The following is a 24,537-nucleotide window of genomic DNA, read 5'->3' as shown; positions in this document are numbered from 1 at the left end:
CGGCGCGCTACTCCCGGTCGTCCGCAGTGGCGGAACGGCGGCGCAGCACCAGGAACGCACCCGCTCCGAGGACGACCACGACGGCAGCGCCGATCCCGACGAGCATGCCCGTGGAGATCCCGCCGCCGGAGTCGGCCTCTGCGGGCTCCGCCTCGTAGAACGACCAGTAGCCGTCCTGGCCCCAGATGTTGCCGCCGGGGTCGGGCTGCACCTGGAAGGAGGCGACCTGGTCGGTGCGGTAGCCCTCGAGGGCGCCGGGGTAGTCGAGCACGTTGACGACGGCGTCCTCGTACAGGACCTGCTGCATCTCCTTGACGATGGCGGCGCGCTTCTCCGGGTCGTACTCCTCGATCTGCTGGTCGTAGAGCTTGTCGTACTCCTTGTTGCAGTAGAACGCGTCGCCGCGCATCGAGCCCTTCTCCTCGGGCCGGGCGTCGCAGGTGTGCAGGCCGAGGACGTAGTCGGGGTCGGGGTTCACGTTCCAGCCGGTGAAGATGAGGTCGTACTCGCCGCCGTTGAGCTTCTCGGAGATGAGGTTGGAGTCGACGTACTGGCCCTCGATCTCGATCCCGATGTCCTTGAGCCACTCCTCCATGAACTTGCCGGTGTCGACGTAGTCGGGCTTGTCGTTGTGCACGGCCATGCGGAGCTTGAGGGGGTCGCCGTCGGGGGTCTCGCGGACGCCGCCGTCGCCCATCTTGTACCCGGCGTCGTCGAGCATCTTGTTCGCGGCCTCGGGGTCGAAGTCGAGGCGGTCGGCGCCCTCGGGCTTCCAGTAGTAGTCCTTGTAGCGGGCGGGGATGTAGCCCTCGCCGACCTCGGCGTAGCCGCCGTAGACCTTGTCGACGATGGCTTCCTTGTCGATGGCCTTCATGATGGCCTGCCGCAGGACCTTGTCCTTCAGCGCCGGGTTGCCGTCGCCGATCTTCTCGCCGTCCTGGGTCTGGGCGCCCGGGTTGACGGTGAAGCCGTTGAAGCGCTTGCCGGTGGCGGAGTTGACCTTGATGTTCTCGGCGCCCTTGAGGCTGTTGGCCTGCGCCGGCGTGAGCGACGGCTGGGCGACGAGGGACACCTCGCCGCTCTTCAGCGCCTCGACCATGGCGTCCTGGTCGCTGAAGTACTTGAAGACGACCTTGTCGAACTTCGGCGCGCCGCGCCAGTAGTCCTTGTTCGCCTCAAGGGTGATGCCCTGGTTCTCGTCGTTCTTGGTGAGCTCGAACGGACCGCTGCCGACGATGGGGAACTCTTCGTCGTTGTTGAACTTCCCGAAGTCGTCGACGTTCTCCCAGACGTGCTTGGGCACGATGGGGATGTCGAGGGCGAGCATGGTCGCCTGCGGCTTCTTGAGCTTGATCTCCAGCGTGGTGGGGTCGGGCGCGGTGACCTTGTCGAAGTTGGCGACGAAGTTGCCGTTGGCGGTCGCCGCGGCCTCGTCCTCCATCATCGTGGTGTAGGTCCACGCGATGTCCTCGGACGTCAGCGGCTTGCCGTCGGACCACTTCGCGTCGTCGCGGATCTTGTAGGTCCACGTGAGGTCGTCGTCGGAGGTCTCCCACGACTCCGCCAGCGCCGGGATCGGCTTGTTGGTCTTGGGGTCGTAGTTGGTGAGGAAGTCGTAGATGTAGCGGTGGATGTTGGTGCTGATCAGCCGCTGCGCGATGAACGGGCTCAGGGAGTCGACCGGCTGGTCGGCCGCCATGGTGAGCGTCTGCTGGCCGGAGTCGGCCTGCGCGGCGGCGGGCGCCGCGGGCAGCGCGGAGCCGACGAGTGCGATCGCGGCGGCGACGGCCATCAACCAGCGAGGGGTTCGTCGTCTGGGGGGTGCCTGCTCTGTGACCATGCTGTCAAACCCCTTAGTTGGTGGAGGGAGATCGACCGTCTCACCGGTGGATTGGTGGTTGTTTACCAGCGTGGCCGGAAAAGCGTCAACGCTCTACACCGCCCGTGTCACACAACGTTCACGATGTGGCCGCGGCGCATGGCTTGCGCCGGTGCCACGGTGGCGGGCAGGGCCGGTGAGGTGCGATGCACGTACCGCCCGAGTGGCCGCAAATACCTATAACCGCTACGGTTTCGCACATGATGGGGCACTCTCACGCCTTGAGCGGCGTGGTCGGCTGGATGGCGATCGTACCGGTGGTCCAGGGGACCGAGGTCCTCGGCGTCCGATTCGATCTGGGCCCCGCGGAGATCGTGGCGGGCTCGCTGGTCTGCGCCGGGGCGGCGCTCGTCCCCGACCTGGACCACAAGAGCTCCACGATCACGCAGACCTACGGCGCCGTCACCCGGGCGATCGGGGTGATCTTCAACTGGCTGTTCGGCGGCCACCGCATGGGCACCCACTCGCTGCTGTTCGCCGTGCTCATGGGCGCACTCACCACCGCGCTCGCCCTCTGGTCCGACCTCGCCGTCCAGGTCTTCGTGTTCCTGCTCGTCGGCATCGCGTTCAACGGCCTGGGCTTCGGCATGGACAAGAACAAGGTCGCCGCCGAGGTCATCAACGCCATGGGCACCGCCGGCATCTGCATCGCGCTCTACGCCAACGGCACGAACTACACCTGGGTGGGGCTCGCCGTGGCGTTCGGCTGCCTGCTGCACTTCGTCGGCGACTGCATCACCGACATGGGCTGCCCGCTGATCTGGCCCATCAGCAAGTACCGCATCGGCAGCCCCATCTCCTTCAAGGCCGACGGCGTCGTCGAGCGCAAGGTCGTCACCCCGTTGCTAAGCATCGCCATCGTCCTGCTCAGCGTCTACCTGTTCCCCTGGCAGGAAATGCTGCCCAAGTACTGACCGCCTCACTACGCTGGGCGGGTGACACGCACCAGTGAGGGCCTCAGCCCGGAATTGCACGCCTACGCCGTCGCGCACAGCGCGCCCGCCGACTCCCTGCTCACCGAGCTCGCCGAGGAGACCCAGCGCCTCTTCCCCGATCGCGCCGGCATGCAGATCGGCCCCGACCAGGGTGCCTTCATGACGATGCTGGCCCGGCTCATCGGCGCGCGCGAGGCGGTCGAGATCGGCACGTTCACCGGCTACTCCAGCATCTGCACCGCGCGCGGCCTCGCGCCCGGCGGCACCCTGCTCGCCTGCGACATCAGCGAGGAGTGGACCTCGGTGGCGCGCCGCTACTGGGAGCGCGCGGGCCTGTCCGACACCATCACGCTCGCGCTCGGCCCGGCCGTGCAGACCCTCGCCGCGCTCCCCGACGACCGGATGTTCGACCTCGCGTTCATCGACGCCGACAAGGACGGCTACGTCGCCTACTGGGACGCCCTGGTGCCGCGCATCCGCCCCGGCGGGGCGCTGCTGATCGACAACACGTTCTCGCACGGGCGGGTCATCGACCCCGCCGAGACCTCGCCGCAGGTCCAGGGGATCCGCGACTTCAACGCGCACGCGCGCGACGACGAGCGCACCACCGTGGTCATGCTCCCGGTCGGCGACGGCCTCACACTGGCGCGGCGGACCTGACCGCTGAGCTGCGCGCCGACTCCAGTGGGCACAGCAGCAGCCAGGGCAGGCCCGGCACCGGGTGGACGGCGCCGGGTTCCGCAGCCCCGGTGAGCAGCGACCCGCTGGGGGCGCCGGCCGAGGTCGAGACGATCACGCGCCGCCCGGTATTCACAAGGGCCGCGTCGGCGCCGAGCGCGGCCAATGCGGGCAGCAGCCGCGCCTCCAGGAGGCCCGCGGGGACGTCGGCGCCGACCACGCCGAGGAACACCCCGTCCGAGCGCACGGGCAGGGTGAGCGTGAGCATGTAGCGGTCGGTCCCGCCGAAGTCGACGTAGGGCCCCGCGACGTGCCGCGCGCCGGTCTCGCGCGGCAGGCGGAACCACTCGGCGCGGGCGTAGTCGTAGAACTCCAGGCTCTCGGGGTCGAGGTCGACGTCGAGGAACACGGGGTCGCAGCCCGGCGCCGAATGCCACCACTCCAGCCGGCGCGGCTGGTCGGCGAGCAGGCCGGGCGCGACGATCATGCCCGCGCCGACGACGAGGTCGCGGTCGCCGCCCAGCCAGTCGAGCACGATGGGCCGGACCTCGGCGATATCGCGGCAGGTGAGGGGTTCGCCACGGGCCACGGCCGCGCGGTGGCAGGCGACCATCGTGCCGCGCAGGGACTCCAGTGACGCGAAGACGTCCTCGGCCGCCCCGGCGATCCAGGCGGCGAGGTCGACGGGGCGCTGGGTGCTCGGAAGGGTCATCGCTGTTCCGCCCTCTCGGGGATCGCCGGCGGATGTCGCGGCGGCGCTGCCGCCGTCCCCCTTTTCTTAACCCGCCGGGGAGGGAAAATCCACCCCGTCGGCGGCACCTTGTCCCGGCTTGTCCCGGCGATACGGCGCGGAACGCCGCGTTTCCGCGCCCGCCGGGCGACGCGCACCGTCAGGGAACGCGGGTGCCGCCCGCGGTGCGGGCGAGGTCGACGTGGATCTCGATGAGCCGCTGGGTCAGGGCTTCGACGTGCCGCTCCGTCAGCGCGCGGGCCTGCTCGGCGTCGCGGCGCGCGATCGCCGCCACCGCGGCGTGGTGCGCGGCGGCGACGGCAGCGGGGGCGAGCGCGGTCCGCGCGGGGATCCACGCCATCGCGCCGACCTCGGCCTGGATGTCGAACTCCTGCGTGGTCAGCCGGACGGACTGGGCCGCGGCGGCGACCTCGATGTAGTAGCGGCCGTCGAGGCGGCGGCGCGCCTCGACGCTGTCGGCGGCGTTGAACCGGTCGACGACTTCGCGCAGCCGGGCCACGTTGTCGGGTGCGGCCCGCTCGGCGGCGAGGCGCGCCGCGGCGCCGGAGACCGCGGCGTGGACGTCGCCGAGTTCGCGCAGGTCCGTTGTCGCCGATTCGAGGATCCGGGCGAGCGCGCGGTCGGCGAGCGCCGTGGGCGAGGCCCGCACGAAGCTGCCGCCGCCGCGCCCGCGCCTGGTCTCGACGAGCCCTTGGCTGCGCAGGCTGGACAGCGCCTCGCGCAGGGTCACCGTGGAGACGTTCAGCGCGGTCGCCAACTCCGACTCCGAGGGCAGTTGCTCGCCGTCGGAGATGAGGCCGAGGGAGATCGCCTTGGCGAGCCGGCGCGCGACGGCCTCGCCGCGGCCCGCGCCGTCGTCGAGGGGCGCGAAGACCACGCGCCTGGCGGCTCCGGAGAGTCGACTCACCACACCAGCTTTCATGACGGATCGGGTCGCGGGCCGTGCCCCGGTCGGCGGGCGACCCTGCCGCCGACACGGTCCAGTCTGGCGTGCCCGGGGGTGCGCGGGAGGCGTGGCCCCGGGTATTGCCCTTTGAAATATAAACCCATATGTTTTTTATTACACGTCCTTCCGCTCCCGCTCTCCGTCGCACCCCGCTCTCCGTCGCACCTCTCCGCCCGCACTCCCCGCACACGCCGGCCAAGGAGAACCGCCTATGACCGAGACACGCCCCGGCGGCCACGGCGCGCCGCACCGGCCCACCACCCCGGGAACGGGCGAGGCCCCGATCGACCCGCCCGAAGAACTCGTCGTCGCTCCCCCGCGGATCCCCGTGCGCGACGAGCGCACCCGCGCCTTCGTCGAGGAGTGGCGCAACGCGTCCTACAACTGCTACTCCTCCGGGCACAAGTTCTGCCGCGAGGTCTGCCCCGTCATGCAGGTCACCCGGAACGAGTCGTGGACCCCCACCGCGTTCCACGCCAACGTCGTCGCCATGGAGAAGGGCGAACTCGACGTCGCCGACATCGCCGCCGACTACGTCAACTGCACCCAGTGCGGCGCCTGCGAGCTCCGCTGCCCCAACACCCTGTTCACCGGCGACTTCTACCGCTTCCGCACCCGCACGGTGGACGTCGTCAAGGCCGTGCGGGCGCTCGCCGTCGACAGCGGCGTCCACCAGCCCGGCTGGCAGCGGTGGAACCTGCGCACCGACGAGCGCACCCACGAACCGGTCCTCGGCGACACCCCCGTCAGCCAGGAGCACGTGCGCGACTGGGCCGACGGGCTCGACCTGCCCGTCGGCGGCGAGACCATCCTGTTCGTCGACTGCGAGGCCGCGTTCTACCGCACGGCGGTGCCCCGCGCCGTCGCCCAGCTCCTCACCGCCGCCGGGGTGGAGTTCGGGCTCATGGGCGAGCAATGGTGCTGCGGCGGCCCGGCCGCCGAGATGGGCTACCGCGCGCAGGCCGAGCGCTTCGCCCGGCACAACCTCGACGACTGGCGGGCCGGCGGCGTCAAGCGCGTGCTCGTGCTCGACCCGCACGACTACATCACCTTCACCGAGGACTACCCGGCGTACTTCGGCGCCGACTTCGACATCGAGGTGGTGCTGGTCGTGGAGCTGCTCGCGGAGCTCATCCGGGACGGGCGGCTCACCCCCAGCGTCCCCGTCGAGCGCACGATCACCTACCACGACCCGTGCCGGCTCAACAAGCGCAAGGGGGTGTGGGCCGAGCCCCGCGAGATCCTGCGCGCCATCCCCGGCCTCGTGTTCAACGACGTCGACCGGGTCACCCAGTGGTCCTACTGCTCCGGCGGCGGGGGCGGCCTCCCCGTGGAGAAACCGGAGCTCACCGCCGCGATCAGCGCGCGGCGGCTCGACCAGGCCGCCGCACTGGAGGTCGACACGCTGGTCAGCGCCTGCCCCTGGTCCGAGCGGCCGCTCAGCGAGGCGGGCGAGGCGCGCGCCATCGACGTCGTCGACATCCACGAGCTGCTCGCGGAGTCCCTCGGCATCACCGTCGGCGGCAGCCGCGGCGCAGCGGGCGACCGGACGGGCGGCTGCGGCGGCGGATCCTGCGGCTGCGCGGGGACGGGAGGTGCGGACCGGTGACAGCCACCGAGGTACTCGACCCGGTCATCGAGGCCCTGCACGGCGTCCTGCGCCCGGACCAGGTCCTGACCGGCCGCACCGACCGCTACAACAGGGCCAGGGTCCCCGCCCCGTTCCCCGTCCACCGCTGGGCCGAACGGCTGCCCGACCTCGCCGTCCTCCCGGAGACCACCGAAGAGGTCGCCGCGGTCGTCAAGGTCGCCAACCGGTTCAGGATCCCCGTCGTCCCGCGCGACGGCGGCACCGGCCTCACCGACGGCGCGGTCCCGCTGCGCGGCGGCATCGTCGTCGACGTCAAGCGGATGAACGCCGTCCACGAGATCGACCTGGAGAACCGCACCTGCACCGTGGGCGTCGGCATCAACATGCTCAAGCTCAACGAGCAGCTCGCCCAGTACGGACTTATCTACCCCGACGACCCGGCGTCCTACCCGTGCTCCCTGGTCGGCGGGCGGATCGGCACCAGCGGCTGGTCGCTGATCGGCGCGCGCTACGGCCACACCCGCGACCTCGTGCTCAGCTTCGACCACGTGCTGCCCACCGGGGAGGTCATGCACGTCGGCGACGGCGCGGGCGGCAAGCTCACCAAGAGCTCCAGCGGCTACCAGCTCAAGCACCTGTTCATGGGGCACCAGGGCACCCTCGGCATCGCGACCCGGGCCACCCTCAAGCTGTATCCCAAGCCCGAGGCGGAGTTCTCCCCGTTCTTCGCCTTCGCCGACTACGACAGCGCCTACGCCTGCGTCGGCGCGCTGGCGCGCGCCGGGGTCGCGACGTTCTCCGGCGCGGTGCTGTTCGACGAGTGGAAGGTCGCCTACCTGCGCCGCGACGACGAGGCGTACATCCCGCAGCCCGCCGATGTCCGCGCCCTCGCCTGCACGGTCCTCTACGGCTACGACGACGAGGTGCGCGCCGGCGGCCGCCGGCTGCTGCGCATCGCCCGCGAGCACGGCGCCCGCTACCTGGGCGACGAGATCTCCGCGGGCGACTGGGCGGCCCGCCACGACCGCTACGCCACACCGCTGCACGGGCGGACCCGGTCGGGCCAGGTCGTCCCGATGAGCTGGCACTGCGAGGACGCCGCCGTCAACTACACGGATCTGCCCGCGGTGGCGCGCGAGTGGCACGCCATCATCGGCGAACTGCGCGCGAAGACCGACGTCTTCGACGACTGGGGGATGTTCTGCTACACCAGCGGGTCCACCGGCGCCGACTACCTCACCGAGATCGACGTCGGAATCTGGGAGCAGCAGCTCGGCGACCGCGCCTGGGCGATGTGGGTCGAGGCGAAGCGGGCGATCGCCGCGGCGGCCCTGCGGCACGGCGGCTCCATCAGCGCCTGCCACGGGTCCTGCCGCGAGGGCGAGGTGGACCTGGTGCCCGAGGAGCTGGGGCGCGGCTTCGACCTGATGCTCGACCTCAAGCGCACCCTCGACCCGAACAACATCATGAACCCCGGCAAGTACCTGCTCGACCGGGCCTACCCGGACCCCGGCGCCACGGCCGGGACCGGAGACGGGGGGACGCCGTGAGCGCCGAGCCCGAGTCCGGGGGCGCGCCGCGCGCCGCGCGGCCCTACCGGTACGCCGAGCAGCACACCCCGCCGCCCCCGCAACGGGCCAGCGAGGTCGCCATCACCCGCTTCGAGCACGTCTTCGAGGTCGACCCGCGGCTCATGGACGTATGGGTCGCGCAGCAGGCCTTCCCCAACTGGGACACGCTGCGCATCATGCACGCCCGCGCCGACCACCTGGAGTGGATGCACCGCCACTTCGCCGCCACCGTCGTCCCCGCGTCGGAGCTGATCGCGGAGATCGAGGCCCCGACCGCGGACTGAACCCCCCGGGGGTCCGGAGCGCACCGGGCCCCTCCGGGGGCGGCTCCGCCCGCTCCTTCGCGAAGGAGAACGATGACCCGGCCCGACGCCAACCCCGCACCCGACGCCGACGCCGCCCGCCTCGCGGCGCTCGGCTACACCTCCGAGTTCCGCCGCGACATGTCGCTGTGGGCGAACTTCTCGCTCGGGTTCACCTACCTCTCCCCCGTCGTCGGCATCTACACGCTGTTCGCGGTCTCCCTCGCCCTGGGCGGGCCGCCCATGTTCTGGAGCCTCGCCGTCGTCGGCGCCGGGCAGTTCCTCGTGGCGCTGGTCTTCGGCGAGATCGTCTCCCAGTACCCGCTCGCCGGCGGGGTCTACCCGTGGGCGCGGCGGCTGTGGGGGCGGCGGTGGGCCTGGATGACGGGCTGGGTGTACCTGGTCGCGCTGCTGGTGACCATCGCCAGCGTCAGCTACGGCGCCGGCCCCTTCCTGGCGCGGCTCCTCGGCTTCGAGGCCGGCCCGGCGAGCACGACCGGCTGCGCCCTCGCCGTCATCGCCGTCGCGCTCGCCCTCAACCTGGCCGGGACGAAATGGCTGGCGTGGGCGGCGATCATCGGGTTCAGCGCCGAACTGCTCGGCGCCCTCGTGGTCGGCGGGTGGCTGCTGATCGCGGAGCGCCACCACGGGCTCGGCGTGCTGTTCGACGCGTTCGGCGCCGGCTCGGGCAGCGGCTACCTCGGCGCGTTCCTCGCCGCCGGGCTCATCGGCATCTTCCAGTACTACGGCTTCGAGGCGTGCGGCGACGTCGCCGAGGAGGTGCCCGACCCCACCCGGCGCATCCCCAAGGCGATGCGCATGACGATCTACATCGGCGGGGCTGCGGCCATGTTCGTCTGCCTCGCCCTGCTCCTCGCGGTGGAGGACTACGGCGCGGTGATCGGCGGCGCCGACACCGACCCCGTCACGACCGTGCTCACCGAGGCGTTCGGGCCCGTCGGGATGAAGGTCGTGCTCGGCATCGTCCTGATCTCGTTCGTGTCCTGCGCGCTGAGCCTCCAGGCCGCCGCGAGCCGCCTCCTCTACTCCTACGCCCGCGACGGAATGATCGCGGGATCGCGGCTGCTGCGCACCTTCCTCCCGCACCGGCACGTGCCGCCCTACACCCTGGCGGTGGCGGCGGCGGTCCCCGCCCTGGTCGTCCTCTGCTCGCTGCTGTCCACCGACGCCCTCACCAAGATCATCTCCTTCGCGACCCTCGGCATCTACCTCGGCTTCCAGATGGTGGTCCTTGCGGCCCTGCGGGCGCGGCTCAAGGGCTGGCGCCCCTCCGGCGCGTTCACCCTCGGGCGCTGGGGGCTGCCCGTCACCATCGGCGCCCTGGTGTACGGGGTCCTGGCGATCGCCACCATGGCGTGGCCGCGCACCCCCGAAGCGCCCTGGTACGACGACTACATCGTCGCCCTGTCCGGTGCGGTCGTCATCGGGCTGGGCGTGCTCTACCTCGTCACCGCGCGCCCCTACGAGCGCGGCGACGCACCGGCGGGCGACGCCGTCCCGGGCGGGCCCGCTGCCGCCGGAACCGCACCGAGCAGCGAACCGAGCACAAGGAGGCGCCCATGAGCGGCGAACCGCGCACCCTGCACAACTTCATCAACGGGGCACCCGCCGCGGCGGAGGAGACCGGCGACCTCATCGACCCGGTCACCGAGGAGGTGTTCGCCCGCGCCCCGTTGTCGGGCGCGCACGAGGTCGACACCGCCGTGCGCGCGGCGGCCGGGGCCTTCGAGCGGTGGCGCGACACCACCCCCGCCGAACGCCAACTCGCCCTGTTCCGCATCGCCGAGGACGTCGAGCGCCGCGCCGCGGAGATCGTCGCCGCGGAGTCGGAGAACACCGGCAAGCCGCTGGGGCTCACCCTCGACGAGGAGATCCCCATGGCGCTGGACGCCATCCGGTTCTTCGCCGGGGCGGCCCGGACCCTCGAAGGCCGCTCGGCAGGGGAGTACATGGCGGGCCACACGTCGTGGGTGCGGCGCGAACCGGTCGGCGTGTGCGCTCAGGTCACCCCGTGGAACTACCCGCTGCTCATGGCCGTGTGGAAGTGGGCGCCCGCGATCGCCGCGGGCAACACCGTGGTCCTCAAGCCCTCCGACACGACCCCGGTGTCCACCCTGCTCACCGCCGAGATCCTCGCCGAGCACCTGCCCCCGGGCGTGTTCAACGTGGTGTGCGGCGACCGCGGCACCGGGCGGGCGCTGGTGGCCCACCCCGGCCCGCAGATGGTGTCGATCACCGGCAGCGTCCGCGCCGGCAAGGAGGTCGCCGCCGCAGCGGCGGCCCACCTCAAACGCACCCACCTGGAGCTGGGCGGCAAGGCACCGGTGATCGTGTTCGACGACGCCGACCCGGCGGCGGCCGCCGCGGCGATCGCCGAGGCCGGGTACTTCAACGCCGGGCAGGACTGCACCGCCGCGACGCGCGTCCTCGCCGGCCCCCGCGTCCACGACGCCTTCCTCGACGCGCTGGTCGGGCAGGCGAAGAACGTGCGAACGGGGCCGCCCGGCGACGACGGCGCCGCGTACGGCCCGCTGAACAACGTCGCCCAGTTCGGCCGGGTCGCCGGCTTCGTCGACCGGCTGCCGGGCCACGCCGACGTACTCGCGGGCGGCCGGCGCGCCCGCGACCGCGGCTACTTCTACGAGCCCACCGTCGTGGGCGGGCTCCGCCAGGACGACGAGATCGTGCAGAACGAGGTGTTCGGCCCGGTCATCACCGTCCAGCGGTTCGACTCCGAGGACCGGGCCGTGGAATGGGCGAACGGTGTCGAGTACGGGCTGGCGTCCAGCGTGTGGACCACCGACCACGCGCGCGCCCTGCGCGTCTCGCGGCGGCTCGACTTCGGCTGCGTGTGGATCAACTGCCACATCCCGCTGGTCGCGGAGATGCCGCACGGCGGCTTCAAGAGCTCCGGGCACGGCAAGGACCTGTCGATGTACGGATTCGAGGACTACACCCGCGTCAAACACGTCATGAGCAACCACGAAGAGGCCTAGGGAGCGCCCCGCGCCCGGCCGGAAAGGCGATCACCGTGAAATTCAGCTATGTGATGCTCCCCGACTACCCGTTGTCGGAGTCGCTCGCCAGCATCGAGCTCGCCGACGAACTCGGCTTCTACGCCTGCTACGCCGCCGACGAGACCTGGCACAAGGACCTGTGGCTGCTGTTCGCCGCCGCGGCCGGGCGCACCAGCCGGATCCGCTTCGGGCCCAGCGTGTCCTCTGTGGTGCTGCGCGAGCCGACCCTGATCGCCCAGGCCGTCGCGACCCTGGACGAGCTGTCCGGCGGCCGCGCCGAAGCGGTGCTGTCCAGCGGCAACTTCGGGCTCCTCGCCCAGTACACGATCGACTGGGCGCGCACCCGGCCGCTGTCGCGCGTCAAGGAGGGCCTGCACGTCATGCGCACCTTCCTCGACGACGGCGCGATCACCTACAACGGGGACTTCTTCTCCTACGACGGGCTGTTCACCTTCGCGCGGCCCGTCCAGGACCGCGTCCCGCTGAAGCTCGGCGCGATGCGCGGCCCGAAGTCCTTCGAGGCGGCCGGTGAGCTGTCCGACGGCTGCCACCACGCCCTGAGCTACACGCGCGGCGCCTACGACTACGCGGTCGAGCACATCAGGATCGGGGCCGAGCGTGCCGGGAAGGACTGGCGCGACCTCGACATCGGCGCGTGGGTGGTGTTCGCCACCGGGCCCGACTCCGCCGCGGCGAAGGACGCCGCCCGCAGCATGGTCGGGATCTACGCGTCCTCGATGCCCGAGGAGCAACTCCTCCGCAACGGGGTGGACCCCGCCGAGCTCAAACCCATCATCGACGCCATCGGGGCGGGCGACCTCGCCCGCGGGATCGAGCTGACGACCCCCGACATCGCGGAGCGCCTCTCCGTCGCGGGGACGCCGGAGGAGTGCGCGGCGAAACTCCGGGACGAGATCGCGCCCAGCGGGGTCAACCACATGATCCTCGCCATAACGGACCGCAGCCTCGTCAAGGCGTTCACCGGCCGCGACCTCCCGGGGGCCGCCGACGTCGACACCCAGCTGCGGCTGGTCCACGACCACATCATGCCGCGCTTCGCCTGACCGCGCGGTGCGGCGCCGACCGGGGGGCGGCGCCGCACCGCCGGGCCCCCGCCCGTCCACAGCCCGCGAGGCTTCCCTGCGCGCACCCCGGCACCTGGAGTAGCCTCCCGAACCATGCGCATCCTGCACACCTCCGACTGGCACCTCGGGCGGTCCTTCCACCGGGAGAACCTGATCGAGGCGCAGGCGGCGTTCGTCGACCACCTCATCGCCACCGTGCGCGCCGAGCGGGTCGACGTCGTCGCCGTCGCGGGCGACCTCTACGACCGCGCCCTCCCGCCCGTCGACGCCGTCGCGCTGTTCGACGACGCCCTCGCCCGCATCCGCGGCACCGGCGCGCAGGCGGTGCTCATCAGCGGCAACCACGACTCCCTGGTCCGCATGGCCTACGGCACCCGGCTCATGGCCGCCTCGGGCATCCACCTGTGCAGCTCGCTCGGCTCCGTCGGCACGCCCGTGGTCATCGACCACCCCCGCGGCCCCGTCGCCTTCTACGGCATCCCCTACCTCGAACCCGAGGTCGTCCGGCACGCCTGGGACCTCCCCGACCGCAGCCACAAGGCCGCCGTCGGCCACGCCATGGACCTCGTCCGCGCCGACCTCGCCGCGCGCCCCGCAGGCACCCGCTCCGTGGTCCTCTCGCACGCCTTCGTCACCGGCGGCGAGCCCAGCGACAGCGAGCGCGACATCAGCGTCGGCGGCGCCGCGCACGTGCCCGTGGGCGTGTACGACGGCGTCGACTACACCGCGCTCGGCCACCTGCACGGCCGCCAGCGCATGGCCCACACCGTCCGCTACTCCGGCTCGCCGCTGGCCTACTCGTTCTCCGAGGAGCACCAGACCAAGGGGTACTGGCTGGTCGACCTCGACCCCGGCGGCGCGGCGCACACCGAGTTCGTCGCCGCCCCGGTCCCCCGCCCCGTCGCGCGCATCCGCGGCCGCATCGAGTCCCTGCTCACCGACCCCGCGTGGGAGCGGCACACCGACCACTGGCTCCAGGTCACCCTCACCGACCCCGCGCGCCCCGCCGCGCCCATGGAGCGACTGCGGCGGCGGTTCCCGCACACCCTGAACCTCGCCTTCGACCCCGACGACGGCGGCCCGGCCGACGACCGCACCTGGGCGCGGCGCACCGCGGGGCGCGGCGAGGCCGACCTCGTCCGCGACTTCGTCGACTGGGCCCGCGGCACCCCCGCCACCGCCGCGGAGGACCGCCTCATCCAGCGGGCGTTCGAGGACATCCGCACCGGCGAGGCCGCGCGCTGATGCGGCTGCACTCCCTCACCCTCCAGGCGTTCGGCCCGTTCGGCGGCACCGAGACCGTCGACTTCGACGCGCTGTCCGACGCCGGGCTGTTCCTCATCCAGGGCCCCACGGGCGCCGGCAAGACCTCCGTGCTCGACGCCGTGTGCTTCGCCCTGTACGGCAGGGTGCCCGGCGCCCGCGAGGACGCCAAGGCGCCGCGGAGCCTGCACGCCCCGCCCGAGCGCGTGCCCGAGATCCGCTGCGAGCTGAGCGTCCGCGGCCGGCGGCTGTCGATCGTCCGGTCGCCCTCCTGGGAGCGCCCCAAGCAGCGCGGCACCGGCACCACCCGCGCCAACCACAAGGTGGTGGTCAACGAGCGCGTCGACGGCGCCTGGCGGCCCGTCACCACCCGGCCCGACGAAGCCGGCCAGTTCCTCGGCGACCTCCTCGGCCTGTCACTGGGCCAGTTCTGCCAGATCGTGCTGCTGCCCCAGGGCGAGTTCGCGCGGTTCCTGCGCGCCACAGCGGCCGAGCGCCGCACCTCGCTGGAGCGGATCTTCGCGACCGGGGTCTTCACCGACGTCGAGAACTGGCTCACCGAGCACTCCAGGGCGCTGGGCCGGGCCGCGGCCGAATCCGAGGAGCGCGTCCTCGCCGTCGCCCGGCTCGCCGCCGAGCACGGCCGCAGCACGCCCCCCACGGCCGACCCCCACCCCGGCCACGGTGCCGGCCACGGGGCCGACCTCGACTCCCTCGCCCCGTGGGCGGCCGAGCTCGCCGCCGCCACCGCGGGCACCGCCGCCGACCTCGCCGCCCTCGCCGAGCAGGCCGACGCCCACCACGCGCGGGTGCGCGACCGCCTCGACCAGGCGCGCGGCACCGCCGAGCGGCGCGCCCGCCGGTCGCGGGCCGCCGAGCGCGCCGCCGACCTGGAGCGCGGCGCCGAGCAGCGGCGCGCCATCGACGCCGAACTCGACTCCGCGCGGCGCGCCGCCGCCGTCGTCCCGGTGCTGCGCACCGTCGAGTACCGGCGCGACCGCGCCGAGAAGGCCGCCCAGGGCGCCGAGGAGCACTGGGCGCTGGCAGCGGCGCTCGCCGGGTACGACACGGCGGCCGCGCCCGGCCCCGACCCCGATGGCGCGGTGCGCGCCGCCCTCGCCGCGAGCGGGCGCGAACGGCGCGACGAAACCGCCACCCTCGACCACCGGCTCGGCGACGCCGACCGCCTCCGCACCGTCCGCGCCGAGATCACCGCCCTCACCGGCGAGATCGACCGCATCGCCGAGCAGGGCGCGACCGCTCGCGGCGCGGTCGCCCACCTGCCCGTCCGCCGGGCCGAGATCACCGCCCGGTTGGCCGACGCCCGCGCGCTCACGGGCCCGCGCGAGACCGCCGTCGAGTCCCTCGAAACCGCGCGGCGCCGCCTGGAGTCCGCCGAGTCCGCCGAGCGCCTCGGCGCCGAGCTCGCCGCGAGCCGCGCCCGGTGCACGGCCGCCGTCGACGCCGCCCAGGCCGCGAAGGACGCCCTGCACCTCCTCCGCGAACGCCGCATCGACGGCATGGCCGCCGAACTCGCCGGCCGCCTCGCCACCGACCGCGCCTGCCCGGTGTGCGGCTCGGCCGTGCACCCCGCGCCCGCCGTCGGCGCGCCCGACCGCCCCACCCCCGGCGACGAACAGGCCGCGTCGCGGGCCTCGGAGGCCGCGCAGCAGCGCCGCGGCGACGCCGAGCAGGCGGTCGCGTCGCTGGCCGAACGCCGCACCGCCGCCGAGGAGGCCGCCGCCGGGCTCGACCCCGCCGCGGCGCGCGCCCTGGTCGCCGAGCGCACCGCGGCGCTCGACCGCCTCGACGCCGCGGCCCGCCAGGTCGACGCGTTGGCCGAGGAGCTCGCGGCGGTCGACTCCGATCTCGAATCGGCCCGCCTCGACGCCGCGCGCCTCGCCACCGAACTCGCCGAACGCACCGAGCGCCGCACGGCGCGCGAGCAGGAGGCCGAGCGGCTCGCCGCCGGCCTCGACTCCGCCCGCGGCACCGACCCCGACCTCCAGTCCCGCATCCAGCGGCTGCGCGCGGAGGCCGACCTGCTCGACTCCGCCGCCGAGGCGCTGCACCTGCTGAGCACGGCGACCGAGGAACTGCGCGACGCCGAGACCGAAGCCCGCCGCGCCCGCGACGAGCACGGCTTCGCCGACGACCCCGCCGTCCGGGCCGCCGAGCGCGACGACCCCGCCCGGCGCGACCTCGCCCGCCGCGCCAAGGAGCACGACGACGAACTCGCCGCCGTGCACGCCGCCCTCGCCGACCCCGAACTCCGCACCGCGGCCGAGGGCCCGGCGCCCGACCTCCCGGCGCTGGAGGCCGCACTCGCGACGGCCGAGGCCGAGGCCACCGCCGCCGCGCGGCGCCGCGACCGGTTCGCCGAGCGCGCCGCCCGCCTCGCGGAGCTGCGCACCGAACTCGACCGCGCCCTGCACGACTCCGGGCCGGCCCGGCGCCGGCACGCCACCGCGTCCGCGCTGGCGGCCCTCACCGCGGGCACCTCGGCCGACAACCGCGAGAAGGCCCGGCTGTCCGCCTACGTCCTCGCGGCCCGGCTGGAGCAGGTGGTGCACGCCGCCAACCACCGGCTCGCCACGATGTCCGGCGGCCGCTACACCCTGCGCCACACCATCGACCGGTCCGCGGGCGACCGCTCACGCTCCGGCGGCGGCCTGGGGCTGCGCGTCCTCGACTCCTGGACCGGCGACGAGCGCGACCCCGCGACCCTGTCGGGCGGCGAGACCTTCTTCAGCTCGCTGGCACTCGCGCTGGGCCTCGGCGACGTCGCGGCGCAGGAGGCCGGCGGCACCGACATCGGCACCCTCTTCGTCGACGAAGGGTTCGGCACCCTCGACGAGGACACCCTCGAAGAGGTCATGGAGATCCTCGACGCCCTCCGCGAGGGCGGCCGCGCCGTCGGCGTGGTCAGCCACGTCGCCGACCTCCGCACCCGCATCACCGCGCAGCTCAAGGCCGTGAAAACGCCCACCGGCTCCCGGTTGGAGCAGGTGGGCTGAGGAAAACCCCGGTGCCGGCCGGGCGGCCGGCACCGGGGGCGGTCAGTCGCCGCTGGACCAGTTCTCCAGGTAGGACCGGATGAACGCGATGATCCCGGTCAATCCGGCGACCGTGTACACCGCGGGCCCCACCGCCTCGGCCGCCGTGACGATCACCGGGGCCGATCCCGCCACCAGGCCCACCACCTGGACTGCGACGAGGACGATTCCGCCAAGGAGGAACAGGGCGAGCCCGATCCGGAAGGCGATGTCGAGTGCTCTGATCATGCCGCTCCTTCTGTGTTCGTTGCGTCGCCGGTGCTCAACCGGGAATGGGCAGGTAGCCGACCGCGACCAGCGTGCCGATCAGCAGGGTCGGGAGGACGTACCACAGCAGCAGCGGGAGGAACGTCCGCGCCGGGTCGACCCCGGCGATCCCGCTGGCGATGTAGATGGGTGCCGCGCCGGGCGGCGACGCCCCTTCCGTCGACGCGAAGAGCAGCACCACCACCGCCGCGACCGTCGGGGAGATCCCGGCGGAGACCAGCGCGGTGAAGGCGACGGACCCCACGGCGACCATGGTGGCCGTGGAGGTGAGCGGCGCGGCGGCCGCCAGCACGATGACGCCGATGAGCAGCGCGAGGACGAAGGTCGGCGCGTTCAACCCCGACAGCAGCCGGGTCAGCTCCTCGCCCATCCCCAGTTCACCGAGGATCGTCGACGCGGCGAAGGCGAAGAACAGCACGGCTCCGATGACGCCGTACTTCGGCCCCGCCTCCCCGAGCAGCCGCCACCACCCGCCACCGGTCCGCGGCAGGCTCTTCCGGCCGACCGCGAGCGTGATCAGGATGACGAGGACCGGGATCCAGGTGATGATGCTGACCGCGTCGACGGCCCCTGACCCGGCGTAGCGGTCGACACCCTCGGCGACGGTCCCGGTGGTCAGCACCACCGGGACGATGATCCCGGCGAAGATCAGCAGTGACGGCCAGCCGAGTCCGAACGTGCGCCTGATGGGCTGGATCTGCGCGGAGTCGACCGGGCCGATCCCGTACCAGCGGACCAGCACCCAGGTGAGCAGCAACCGGTAGAGCAGCAGCCACGACCCGCCGACGAAGAGGGCGAGGAAGATGGACTCCGCGGACACCATGGCGCTCACCGCGCCCAGTCCGGTGAGGATGAACAGCGACGAACTGGGCGGGAACGCGACGCCCAGCCCGGCGTTGCCGGCGACCATCGTCGCGGCCAGCCGCGGCTCGATGTTCGCGCGGACCATCCACGGGATCGTGATGGACCCGACGGCCGCCGCGTTGCCGGAGCCCGAGCCGGACACCGTGCCGAACAGCGCCGAGGCGACGGTCGAGACGTAGGCCGGGCCGCCGCGGCGCCGGCCGAGCATCGAGTTGAGCATGTCGACGAGGCGGTCGACCAGGCCGGTCCGGCTCAGCATGAATCCCATGAACACGAACGCCGACGCGGCGAAGACCACCTCCTCCGTCGCGGCGGCCTTGACGCCCGCCCACATGAGGCCCGGCGCGGCCGCGCCGCCGAACAGGGCGACCACGACGAACCCGAGGACCATGGCTTCGCCGATGCCCCGTTTGAAGACGACGTTCCACAGGATGATGGTGGTGAGGTAGGCGACGAACGCCCAAAGGCCGACCATGGTGCTCCGTAGCTGGTTGGGCGGCCCGCGAGGGCCGGGGGTGGCTTGTGGTGGGCTGCGGGGGTGGCTCCGCGGCGGTGTCCGCCCGACGTATCGGCGCGTCCCTGCCGCCGGCCGCGGTGTGCGGACGGGTGGCCCGCGAGCGGGTGACCGCCACGCCGTGCGGAGTGGGGCGGGACGGCCGGGCGAGGGGACCGGCGCGCCGCCCCGTCCGCTCCGTCCGCCCAACGCGCGCGGCCGGAGCGGACGGCCTTCTAGCCGGACGTCCGGCCGAGGCGGTCGGCGAGCGCGAGGGTGCGCCGCGCCGACTCGACAATGGGGGCATCGATGAAACGCCCGTCGGGCAGGGCGACGGCCCCCGCGCCGTCGTCGGCGCCGTCCTCCGCGGCGGCCACGATCTCGCGGGAGCGGGCCACCTCGCCGTCCGACGGGGTGAAGGCGCGCCGGATCACGGGGACCTGGCGGGGGTGGATCGCCGTGCGGCCGAACATGCCGAGCGCCCGCCCGGCCGCGCACGACGCCCGCAGCCCCTCCTCGTCGGCGACGTCGACGTAGGCCGACATCGCCGGGGCGGGCAGCCCGTTCGCCGCCGCGGCCAGCACCACGCGCGAACGCAGCCAGCCGAACGCGGCGTCGCCGCTCAGGTTCATCTGGGCGGCGAGGTCGGCCTCGCCCAGCGCGAGGCCGCGCACCGCGGGGTGCGCCCCGATCGCCGCCGCGTTCTCCACTCCCAGCGCCGATTCGAGCAGGCAGTGGAGGGCCGTCCCGGCGCCCAGCGCCGCTGCGACGGCCGCGACGTCCTCGGGCGAGCGCACCTTGGGCACGCGCACCGCGTCGAGCAGGGGCGCCCCCGCGAGCGCCGCGAGGTCGCGCCGCCCGATCCCGCCGTCCGGGGCGTTGACGCGGACGTGCAGCTGCGGGGCCGGGCCGTCCGGCGGACCGCCGGGCGCCCCGCCGGTGAGGAAGTCCAGCACGTGCCCGCGGGCGGCGTCCTTGGCCGGGGCCAGGACGGCGTCCTCCAGGTCGAGGATGACCGCGTCGGCGCCGCTGCGGCATGCCTTGGCGAACCGGTCGGGCCGGTCGCCGGGGACGTAGAGCCAGGTGACCGGGGTCGCGTCCGCGATGCTCACGCGACCACCCCCGCGGTGCGCAGCCGCTCGACGTCGGCCGGGGCGTAGCCGAGCGCCCGCAGGACCTCCTCGGTGTGCGCGCCCTTCGGCGGGCCGGCCCACTTGATCTCGCCGGGGGTCTCGGTGAGGCGGAAGAGCACGTTCTGCATGGCCACGGTGCCGAGTTCGGCGTCGGGGACGTGCACGATCGAGTCGAGGGCCCGGTACTGGGGGTCGGTCACGACGTCGCGCACGTCGTAGATCGGTGCGATCGCGGCCTCGGCCTGCTCGAAGGCGTCGATGACCGCCGCCGCGTCGCGCTCGGCGATCCAGCCGCCCACGGCGGCGTCGAGTTCGTCGGCGTGCTCGGCGCGGGTGCGGCCGGTGGCGAACCACGGCTCGTCCGCCAGCTCGGGGCGCCCCACCAGGCGCACCACGCGTTCGGCGATCGACTGGGCGCTGGTGGAGATGGCCAGCCACCGGCCGTCCCTGGTGCGGTAGGTGTTGCGGGGCGCGTTGCTCGCGGAGCGGTTGCCGGTCCGCTGCGGGACCGCGCCGAGCGCGTGGAAGGCGGTGATCTGGGGGCCCAGCACCGAGAGGATCGGCTCGATGATCGCGAGGTCGACGACCTGGCCGCGGCCGGTCTGCTCGCGGGCCTGGAGCGCGACCATGACGGCGTAGGACACCGCGAGGGCCGCGATGCCGTCGGCGAGCGCGAGCGGCGGCAGGGTCGGCGGGCCGTCCGGTTCGCCGGTCATCGCGGCGAACCCGCTCATCGCCTCGGCGAGCGTGCCGAATCCGGGGCGCCCCGCCATGGGGCCCGTCTGCCCGAATCCGGTCACCCGGGCGATGACCAGCCGCGGGTTCACCTCCCACAGGCGTTCGGGGGCGAGGTTCCAGCGTTCGAGGGTGCCGGGTCGGAAGTTCTCGATCAGGACGTCGGTCTCCGCGAGCATCCGCAGGGCGACCTCCTGTCCCTCGGGAGACGAGAAGTCGACGGCCGTGACGCGCTTGTTGCGCGAGAGCAGCTTCCACCACAGGCCGACGCCGTCCTTCGCATGGCCGTGCCCGCGCGAGGGGTCGCCCCGCCGCGGGTGCTCGATCTTGATGACGTCGGCGCCGAAGTCGCCCAGGTAGGTGGCTGCCATGGGCCCGGCGAACAACGTGGCCGCGTCGACGACGCGAATGTTTCCCAGCGGTTTCATAAAATGCATCCTATAAAATATGTGATCTCCGTCAATCCCCTCCCTTTGGCCCCATTGCCGCCTCCCGTCACCCCCGTCACCCTCGTCGCGACCCGGTTGCCGCCGCGGCACTCCTGTTGACGCCCACCACCCCCGTTGACGCCGTCGCCGCCCTCGCCCCTCGCCGACGCCGTCCTCGCCGCCACCCGCCGACCCGATCCGCCAGCACCCCGCTCCGCCGTATCGGACCGGCGCCCCCGGCTCCACTAAGCTGGCGCAGACAACACTCGTCCCGGGAGGAGACCGGTCCTTGGTTCGCGGCAGGCCCCCCGGCAGTCCCGCAGCGCGCGACACCGCCCGCCGTCCCCCGGCCAGCAAGGCCGACTACGTCCACGAGGCGCTCCGCCAGGAGATCCTCAGCGGCGCCCTGGCACCTGGCAGCGCCATCGGCCAGGAGGAGATCGCCACCCGGCTCGGGGTCTCCATCACGCCCGTCCGCGAAGCGCTGCGCCGCCTCGAAAGCGACGGCCTGATCTCCTACCGCGCCCACCACGGCGCCACAGTGTCCGAACTCGGCTCCGACGCCGCCGAGGAGCTGTACCTGCTGCGCGCCGCCGTCGAAGGGCTGACCGCCCGCCTCGCGGCCGACCGCATCACCCCGGAGCAGCTCGACCGGTTGCGCGCCGTTCACGAGCGCATGCTCGACGCCGCGCAGCGCAGCGAGGAGCCCGGTGGGGCGACCAGCGGGGCGCACGCGCTCGCCGAGGACAGCAGGGTGTTCCACCAACTGATCGCCGACATCGGCGGGCCGGCGTTCCTGGCCGCGCACGTGGCGTCCATCCGGCAGAACAACCCGGTGCCGCTGTCGGCGTCACTGTGGAACGACCCGGCGAACACCCGGCGCTTCCTCGACGCGCACGAGCGCCTGCTCGCCGCGCTCGCCGCGGGCGACTCCGCCGAGGCCGAGCGGCTCATGGTCGAGCACATCCAGGCGGGCGCCGTCGCCCGCACGGCCACCCCCTGACCCCCGACCCCGTCCCACCCGCGGCGACCCGCGTGCCCCGACCAGCAGCGGACCTCCAGGCCGAGAGCACCCACACCGCAACGAAGCAGGGCAAGGCTGCGGGTGGTTCCGACGCTCTCGGCCCGCACCCCCGCAGGACCCCGGGGGGTTCCGGTGCTCTCGGCCCTCCCCTCTCGATCTCCCTTGGGCCGGTGCCGTTGCGCGCCTTGTCGGTCTAGGTGGCGGGGAGGGAGCGGGCGAGGCGGAATCCGACGTCGTCGATCCGGAAGGTCGGGTGGCTGCGGCGGCGCACCGAGGCCCGGCAGCTCCAGTGCTCGTCGGCCCACCCGCCGCCGCGCAGCACCCGGTAGGTCCCGTACACCTCGGCGTCGTAGAGGTCCCAGGTCCACTCCCACACGTTGCCGAGCATGTCATAGAGGCCCCACGCGTTGGGCTGCCTGGTGCCCGCCTCGCGGATCCGGCCGCCGGAGTTCCGGCCGTGCCACGCGATGGCGTCGAGCGGCCCGTACCGCGCGCCCTCCGTCCCGGCCCGGCACGCGTACTCCCACTCGGCCTCGGTCGGGAGCCGGTACCCGGCGGCGGAGGGGTCCCACTCGGCGTCCTCGGTCTCGGGACGCAGCCGGTACGCCGGCGCCAGCCCCGCGCGCCGCGACAACGCGTTGCAGAACCCGGCGGCGTCCCACCAGGACACGCCCTCGACGGGCAGCAGGTCGCCCGTTGCCGCACCCGGCCGCAGGCCGGTGGCCCGCTGGTACACCGCTTGGGTCACAGGGAGCGCTGCGATCCGGTACGGCGCGAGCTCGACCTCCCACCGGGTCTGTGTGCGGCGGTCCGACAGCGTCACCCGGCCCGGCGGGATGCCGACCATCCCGCTGTCCATGTCGGCGTCCGTGTCGGCGTCCGTGTCGGCTTCCATGGCTGGTGAGCCTAGCGGCGCCGGACCCGGCACACCCGGCCGACCCGGGTCCGCCCGTGCGGCCCTGCGGCCGTACGCCTCCCGCGCGGCCGCACGCCTGTGCCTTCGAGCCCTCTTGCGACCGTGCCCCCCGCGCGGCCGAACGTCCGTGCCGCCGATGTGCTCGGGGCCGGGGGTCTCAGGCGATGTCCAGCGGCTCCTCGTGGCTCGGCGCGGGGAACTCCGCGTCGATCGCGGCGAGCTCGGCCGGTGTGAGCACGATCGCGGCCGCGTCGGCGTTCTCGCGTACGTGCGCCGCGCCGACCGCCTTGGGGATCGCCAGGACGTCGCCGTCGCGGATCACCCACGCCAGTGCCGCCTGCGCCGGGGTGATACCCCGCTGTTCGGCGATCCCGGCCAGCACCGGGTTGCCGAGCAGCCCGCGGCGCAGCCGCCCGCCCTGCGCCAACGGGCAGTACGCCATGGCCGGGACGCCGTGGTCGCGGCACCAGGGGAGCAGGCCGCGGTCGACGCCGCGCGAACCAGCGTGGTACAGCACCTGGTCGGTGGCGCATTCGGTGCCGCCGGGCAGCCGCCACAGTTCGGCCATGTCGGCGGCGTCGAAGTTCGACACGCCCCACGCGCGGATCTTGCCGGCGGCGACCAGCCCGCGCATGGCCTCGACCGTCTCGGCGAGCGGGACGGACCCGCGCCAGTGCAGCAGGTACAGGTCGATGTAGTCGGTGCCCAGCCGGTCGAGGCTGCGCTCGCACGCCGCAGGGGCCGACCGCGCCCCGGCGTTGTGCGGGTAGACCTTCGACACGACCACGGCGTCGTCCCGGCGCCCCGCGATCGCCGCGCCGACGATGCGTTCGGCGCCGCCCTCGCCGTACATCTCGGCGGTGTCGATCAGGGTCATTCCGAGGTCGAGTCCGGTGCGCAGCGCGCGCACCTCGGCGTCGCGCCCGGCCGGGTCCTCGCCCATGCGCCAGGTACCCTGCCCGATGACGGGCACGGTGATTCCGGCCCCGAATCCGATGGTGCGGGAGTCGTCCACGCGGCTGCCTCCGTCCGCTCGGGGTGCCGGCCGCCGCCGGGTGCGTTCAGCGCCGCGCCCACGGTACCGGCGCCTGCCGTCCGCGATCCGTCACCCACTGTAGTGCGCCGCCCAGCGGCCGCCCGCTCCGGCTCCGGGTTTAGCCTGCACCTAAGAGCTGCCCCGGGGCCGATACTGCGGGTCACCATTCGTTGACCTGGGCTCGCGTTTACGCTGGTCATAGGGGTTCACCATGCGGACGTTTGGGGTTGGTCCGGTCTGATCCGGCCTGTTTCGGGGTGGTCGGGACTCGTTCGTTGACGTGGTGTTGACGCAGGAAAGGGGCAGGCGCGGCGGGCTGGCCTGCGGGGACAGGCGGTGCGGGTGGGGCGGGCTCGCTGCGGCGGGCGGTTCGGGGGCGCGTGAGTGTCCGGGCCTGTGCGACCGGGGTACTGGGGCGCGTCGGGTGGGTCGGGCTCGGGCGGGTGCGCGTGGCGGGGGCGGCTCCTGGGCGGGTTCCCCGCGAGGGTGGCGGGTTCTGGTCACGGGAGCGGCACGCGGCGGGAGAGCGGAGGGCCGCACGCTGGC

20 protein-coding genes are annotated in these 24,537 nt (G+C 73.5%); 11 read left to right on the top strand and 9 right to left on the bottom strand.

The window, feature by feature from the left end; translation table 11 throughout:
- Nucleotides 1-7: 7 nt before the first annotated feature.
- Entirely contained in the window at nucleotides 8-1,840 is a 1,833-nt protein-coding gene (locus CLV63_RS25640) for an ABC transporter substrate-binding protein (protein ID WP_211301470.1), read from the bottom strand.
- 239 nt (nucleotides 1,841-2,079) lie between these two features.
- Between CLV63_RS25640 and CLV63_RS25635 the strand changes: the two genes are divergently transcribed.
- Nucleotides 2,080-2,793, top strand: a complete 714-nt coding sequence (locus tag CLV63_RS25635; protein WP_106585783.1) for a metal-dependent hydrolase — start codon at nucleotides 2,080-2,082, stop codon at nucleotides 2,791-2,793.
- A gap of 21 nt (nucleotides 2,794-2,814) precedes the next feature.
- Nucleotides 2,815-3,474: an O-methyltransferase gene (locus tag CLV63_RS25630; RefSeq protein ID WP_106585782.1), complete on the top strand. Its 660-nt coding sequence runs from the start codon at nucleotides 2,815-2,817 to the stop codon at nucleotides 3,472-3,474.
- Here the strand turns inward: CLV63_RS25630 and CLV63_RS25625 are convergent.
- Both CLV63_RS25625 and CLV63_RS25620 read right to left on the bottom strand, forming a co-directional pair.
- The gene (locus CLV63_RS25625) at nucleotides 3,452-4,204 is read right to left on the bottom strand and encodes a cache domain-containing protein (RefSeq protein WP_106585781.1); all 753 of its coding nucleotides are present in this window, start codon (nucleotides 4,202-4,204) and stop codon (nucleotides 3,452-3,454) included. The genes CLV63_RS25630 and CLV63_RS25625 overlap by 23 nt on opposite strands.
- Nucleotides 4,205-4,382: 178 nt before the next feature.
- Entirely contained in the window at nucleotides 4,383-5,150 is a 768-nt protein-coding gene (locus CLV63_RS25620; RefSeq protein ID WP_211301469.1) for a FadR/GntR family transcriptional regulator, read from the bottom strand.
- Between the two features lie 250 nt (nucleotides 5,151-5,400).
- On the opposite strand from CLV63_RS25620, the gene CLV63_RS25615 reads away from it, so the two are divergent.
- The 8 genes from CLV63_RS25615 to CLV63_RS25580 all read left to right on the top strand — a co-directional run bounded on the left by CLV63_RS25615 (nucleotide 5,401) and on the right by CLV63_RS25580 (nucleotide 17,056).
- The gene (locus CLV63_RS25615; RefSeq protein ID WP_106585779.1) at nucleotides 5,401-6,798 is read left to right on the top strand and encodes a (Fe-S)-binding protein; all 1,398 of its coding nucleotides are present in this window, start codon (nucleotides 5,401-5,403) and stop codon (nucleotides 6,796-6,798) included.
- On the top strand, nucleotides 6,795-8,330 hold the full coding sequence (locus tag CLV63_RS25610) for an FAD-binding oxidoreductase (RefSeq protein WP_106585778.1): 1,536 nt from the start codon (nucleotides 6,795-6,797) through the stop codon (nucleotides 8,328-8,330). Before CLV63_RS25615 ends, CLV63_RS25610 begins: the two co-directional genes overlap by 4 nt.
- A complete protein-coding gene (locus tag CLV63_RS25605; protein ID WP_106585777.1) occupies nucleotides 8,327-8,635 on the top strand; it encodes a hypothetical protein in 309 nt (102 codons plus the stop codon). The genes CLV63_RS25610 and CLV63_RS25605 overlap by 4 nt, the downstream gene beginning before the upstream one ends.
- A 72-nt stretch (nucleotides 8,636-8,707) precedes the next feature.
- The gene (locus tag CLV63_RS25600; protein WP_106585776.1) at nucleotides 8,708-10,237 is read left to right on the top strand and encodes an APC family permease; all 1,530 of its coding nucleotides are present in this window, start codon (nucleotides 8,708-8,710) and stop codon (nucleotides 10,235-10,237) included.
- Nucleotides 10,234-11,670 carry a gamma-aminobutyraldehyde dehydrogenase gene (locus CLV63_RS25595; protein ID WP_106585775.1) on the top strand — a complete coding sequence of 479 codons (1,437 nt, stop codon included), beginning with the start codon at nucleotides 10,234-10,236 and terminating at the stop codon, nucleotides 11,668-11,670. Before CLV63_RS25600 ends, CLV63_RS25595 begins: the two co-directional genes overlap by 4 nt.
- 35 nt (nucleotides 11,671-11,705) lie before the next feature.
- Complete coding sequence (locus CLV63_RS25590) at nucleotides 11,706-12,755, top strand: LLM class flavin-dependent oxidoreductase (protein WP_106585774.1); 1,050 nt, start codon at nucleotides 11,706-11,708, stop codon at nucleotides 12,753-12,755.
- A 114-nt stretch (nucleotides 12,756-12,869) separates the two neighbouring features.
- Nucleotides 12,870-14,021 (top strand): exonuclease SbcCD subunit D, encoded by a 1,152-nt coding sequence (locus CLV63_RS25585; protein ID WP_106585773.1) that lies wholly within the window; start codon nucleotides 12,870-12,872, stop codon nucleotides 14,019-14,021.
- Nucleotides 14,021-17,056 (top strand): AAA family ATPase, encoded by a 3,036-nt coding sequence (locus tag CLV63_RS25580; protein WP_106585772.1) that lies wholly within the window; start codon nucleotides 14,021-14,023, stop codon nucleotides 17,054-17,056. Before CLV63_RS25585 ends, CLV63_RS25580 begins: the two co-directional genes overlap by 1 nt.
- 42 nt (nucleotides 17,057-17,098) lie before the next feature.
- Here the strand turns inward: CLV63_RS25580 and CLV63_RS25575 are convergent, their stop codons facing one another.
- The 4 genes from CLV63_RS25575 to CLV63_RS25560 form a co-directional block, all read right to left on the bottom strand.
- The gene (locus CLV63_RS25575) at nucleotides 17,099-17,323 is read right to left on the bottom strand and encodes a hypothetical protein (RefSeq protein ID WP_106585771.1); all 225 of its coding nucleotides are present in this window, start codon (nucleotides 17,321-17,323) and stop codon (nucleotides 17,099-17,101) included.
- A 34-nt stretch (nucleotides 17,324-17,357) separates the two neighbouring features.
- Complete coding sequence (locus tag CLV63_RS25570; RefSeq protein WP_106585770.1) at nucleotides 17,358-18,701, bottom strand: TRAP transporter large permease subunit; 1,344 nt, start codon at nucleotides 18,699-18,701, stop codon at nucleotides 17,358-17,360.
- Between the two features lie 254 nt (nucleotides 18,702-18,955).
- Entirely contained in the window at nucleotides 18,956-19,831 is an 876-nt protein-coding gene (locus CLV63_RS25565; RefSeq protein ID WP_106585769.1) for an HpcH/HpaI aldolase/citrate lyase family protein, read from the bottom strand.
- Nucleotides 19,828-21,015 (bottom strand): CaiB/BaiF CoA transferase family protein, encoded by a 1,188-nt coding sequence (locus CLV63_RS25560; protein WP_106585768.1) that lies wholly within the window; start codon nucleotides 21,013-21,015, stop codon nucleotides 19,828-19,830. The genes CLV63_RS25565 and CLV63_RS25560 overlap by 4 nt, the downstream gene beginning before the upstream one ends.
- A gap of 289 nt (nucleotides 21,016-21,304) precedes the next feature.
- On the opposite strand from CLV63_RS25560, the gene CLV63_RS25555 reads away from it, so the two are divergent.
- Nucleotides 21,305-22,018, top strand: a complete 714-nt coding sequence (locus CLV63_RS25555) for a GntR family transcriptional regulator (RefSeq protein ID WP_106585767.1) — start codon at nucleotides 21,305-21,307, stop codon at nucleotides 22,016-22,018.
- 214 nt (nucleotides 22,019-22,232) lie between these two features.
- On the opposite strand, the gene CLV63_RS25550 is transcribed toward CLV63_RS25555, so the two are convergent.
- A complete protein-coding gene (locus tag CLV63_RS25550; protein ID WP_394339812.1) occupies nucleotides 22,233-22,934 on the bottom strand; it encodes a formylglycine-generating enzyme family protein in 702 nt (233 codons plus the stop codon).
- Nucleotides 22,935-23,112: 178 nt separating this feature from the next.
- Entirely contained in the window at nucleotides 23,113-23,970 is an 858-nt protein-coding gene (locus CLV63_RS25545) for an aldo/keto reductase (RefSeq protein WP_106585766.1), read from the bottom strand.
- Nucleotides 23,971-24,537: the final 567 nt, after the last annotated feature.

The organism is Murinocardiopsis flavida (genome assembly GCF_003014485.1).
GTDB lineage: Bacteria > Actinomycetota > Actinomycetes > Streptosporangiales > Streptosporangiaceae > Murinocardiopsis > Murinocardiopsis flavida.
Note: the sequence above shows the minus strand (reverse complement) of the source record. Positions and strands in the feature narration are given on the sequence as shown.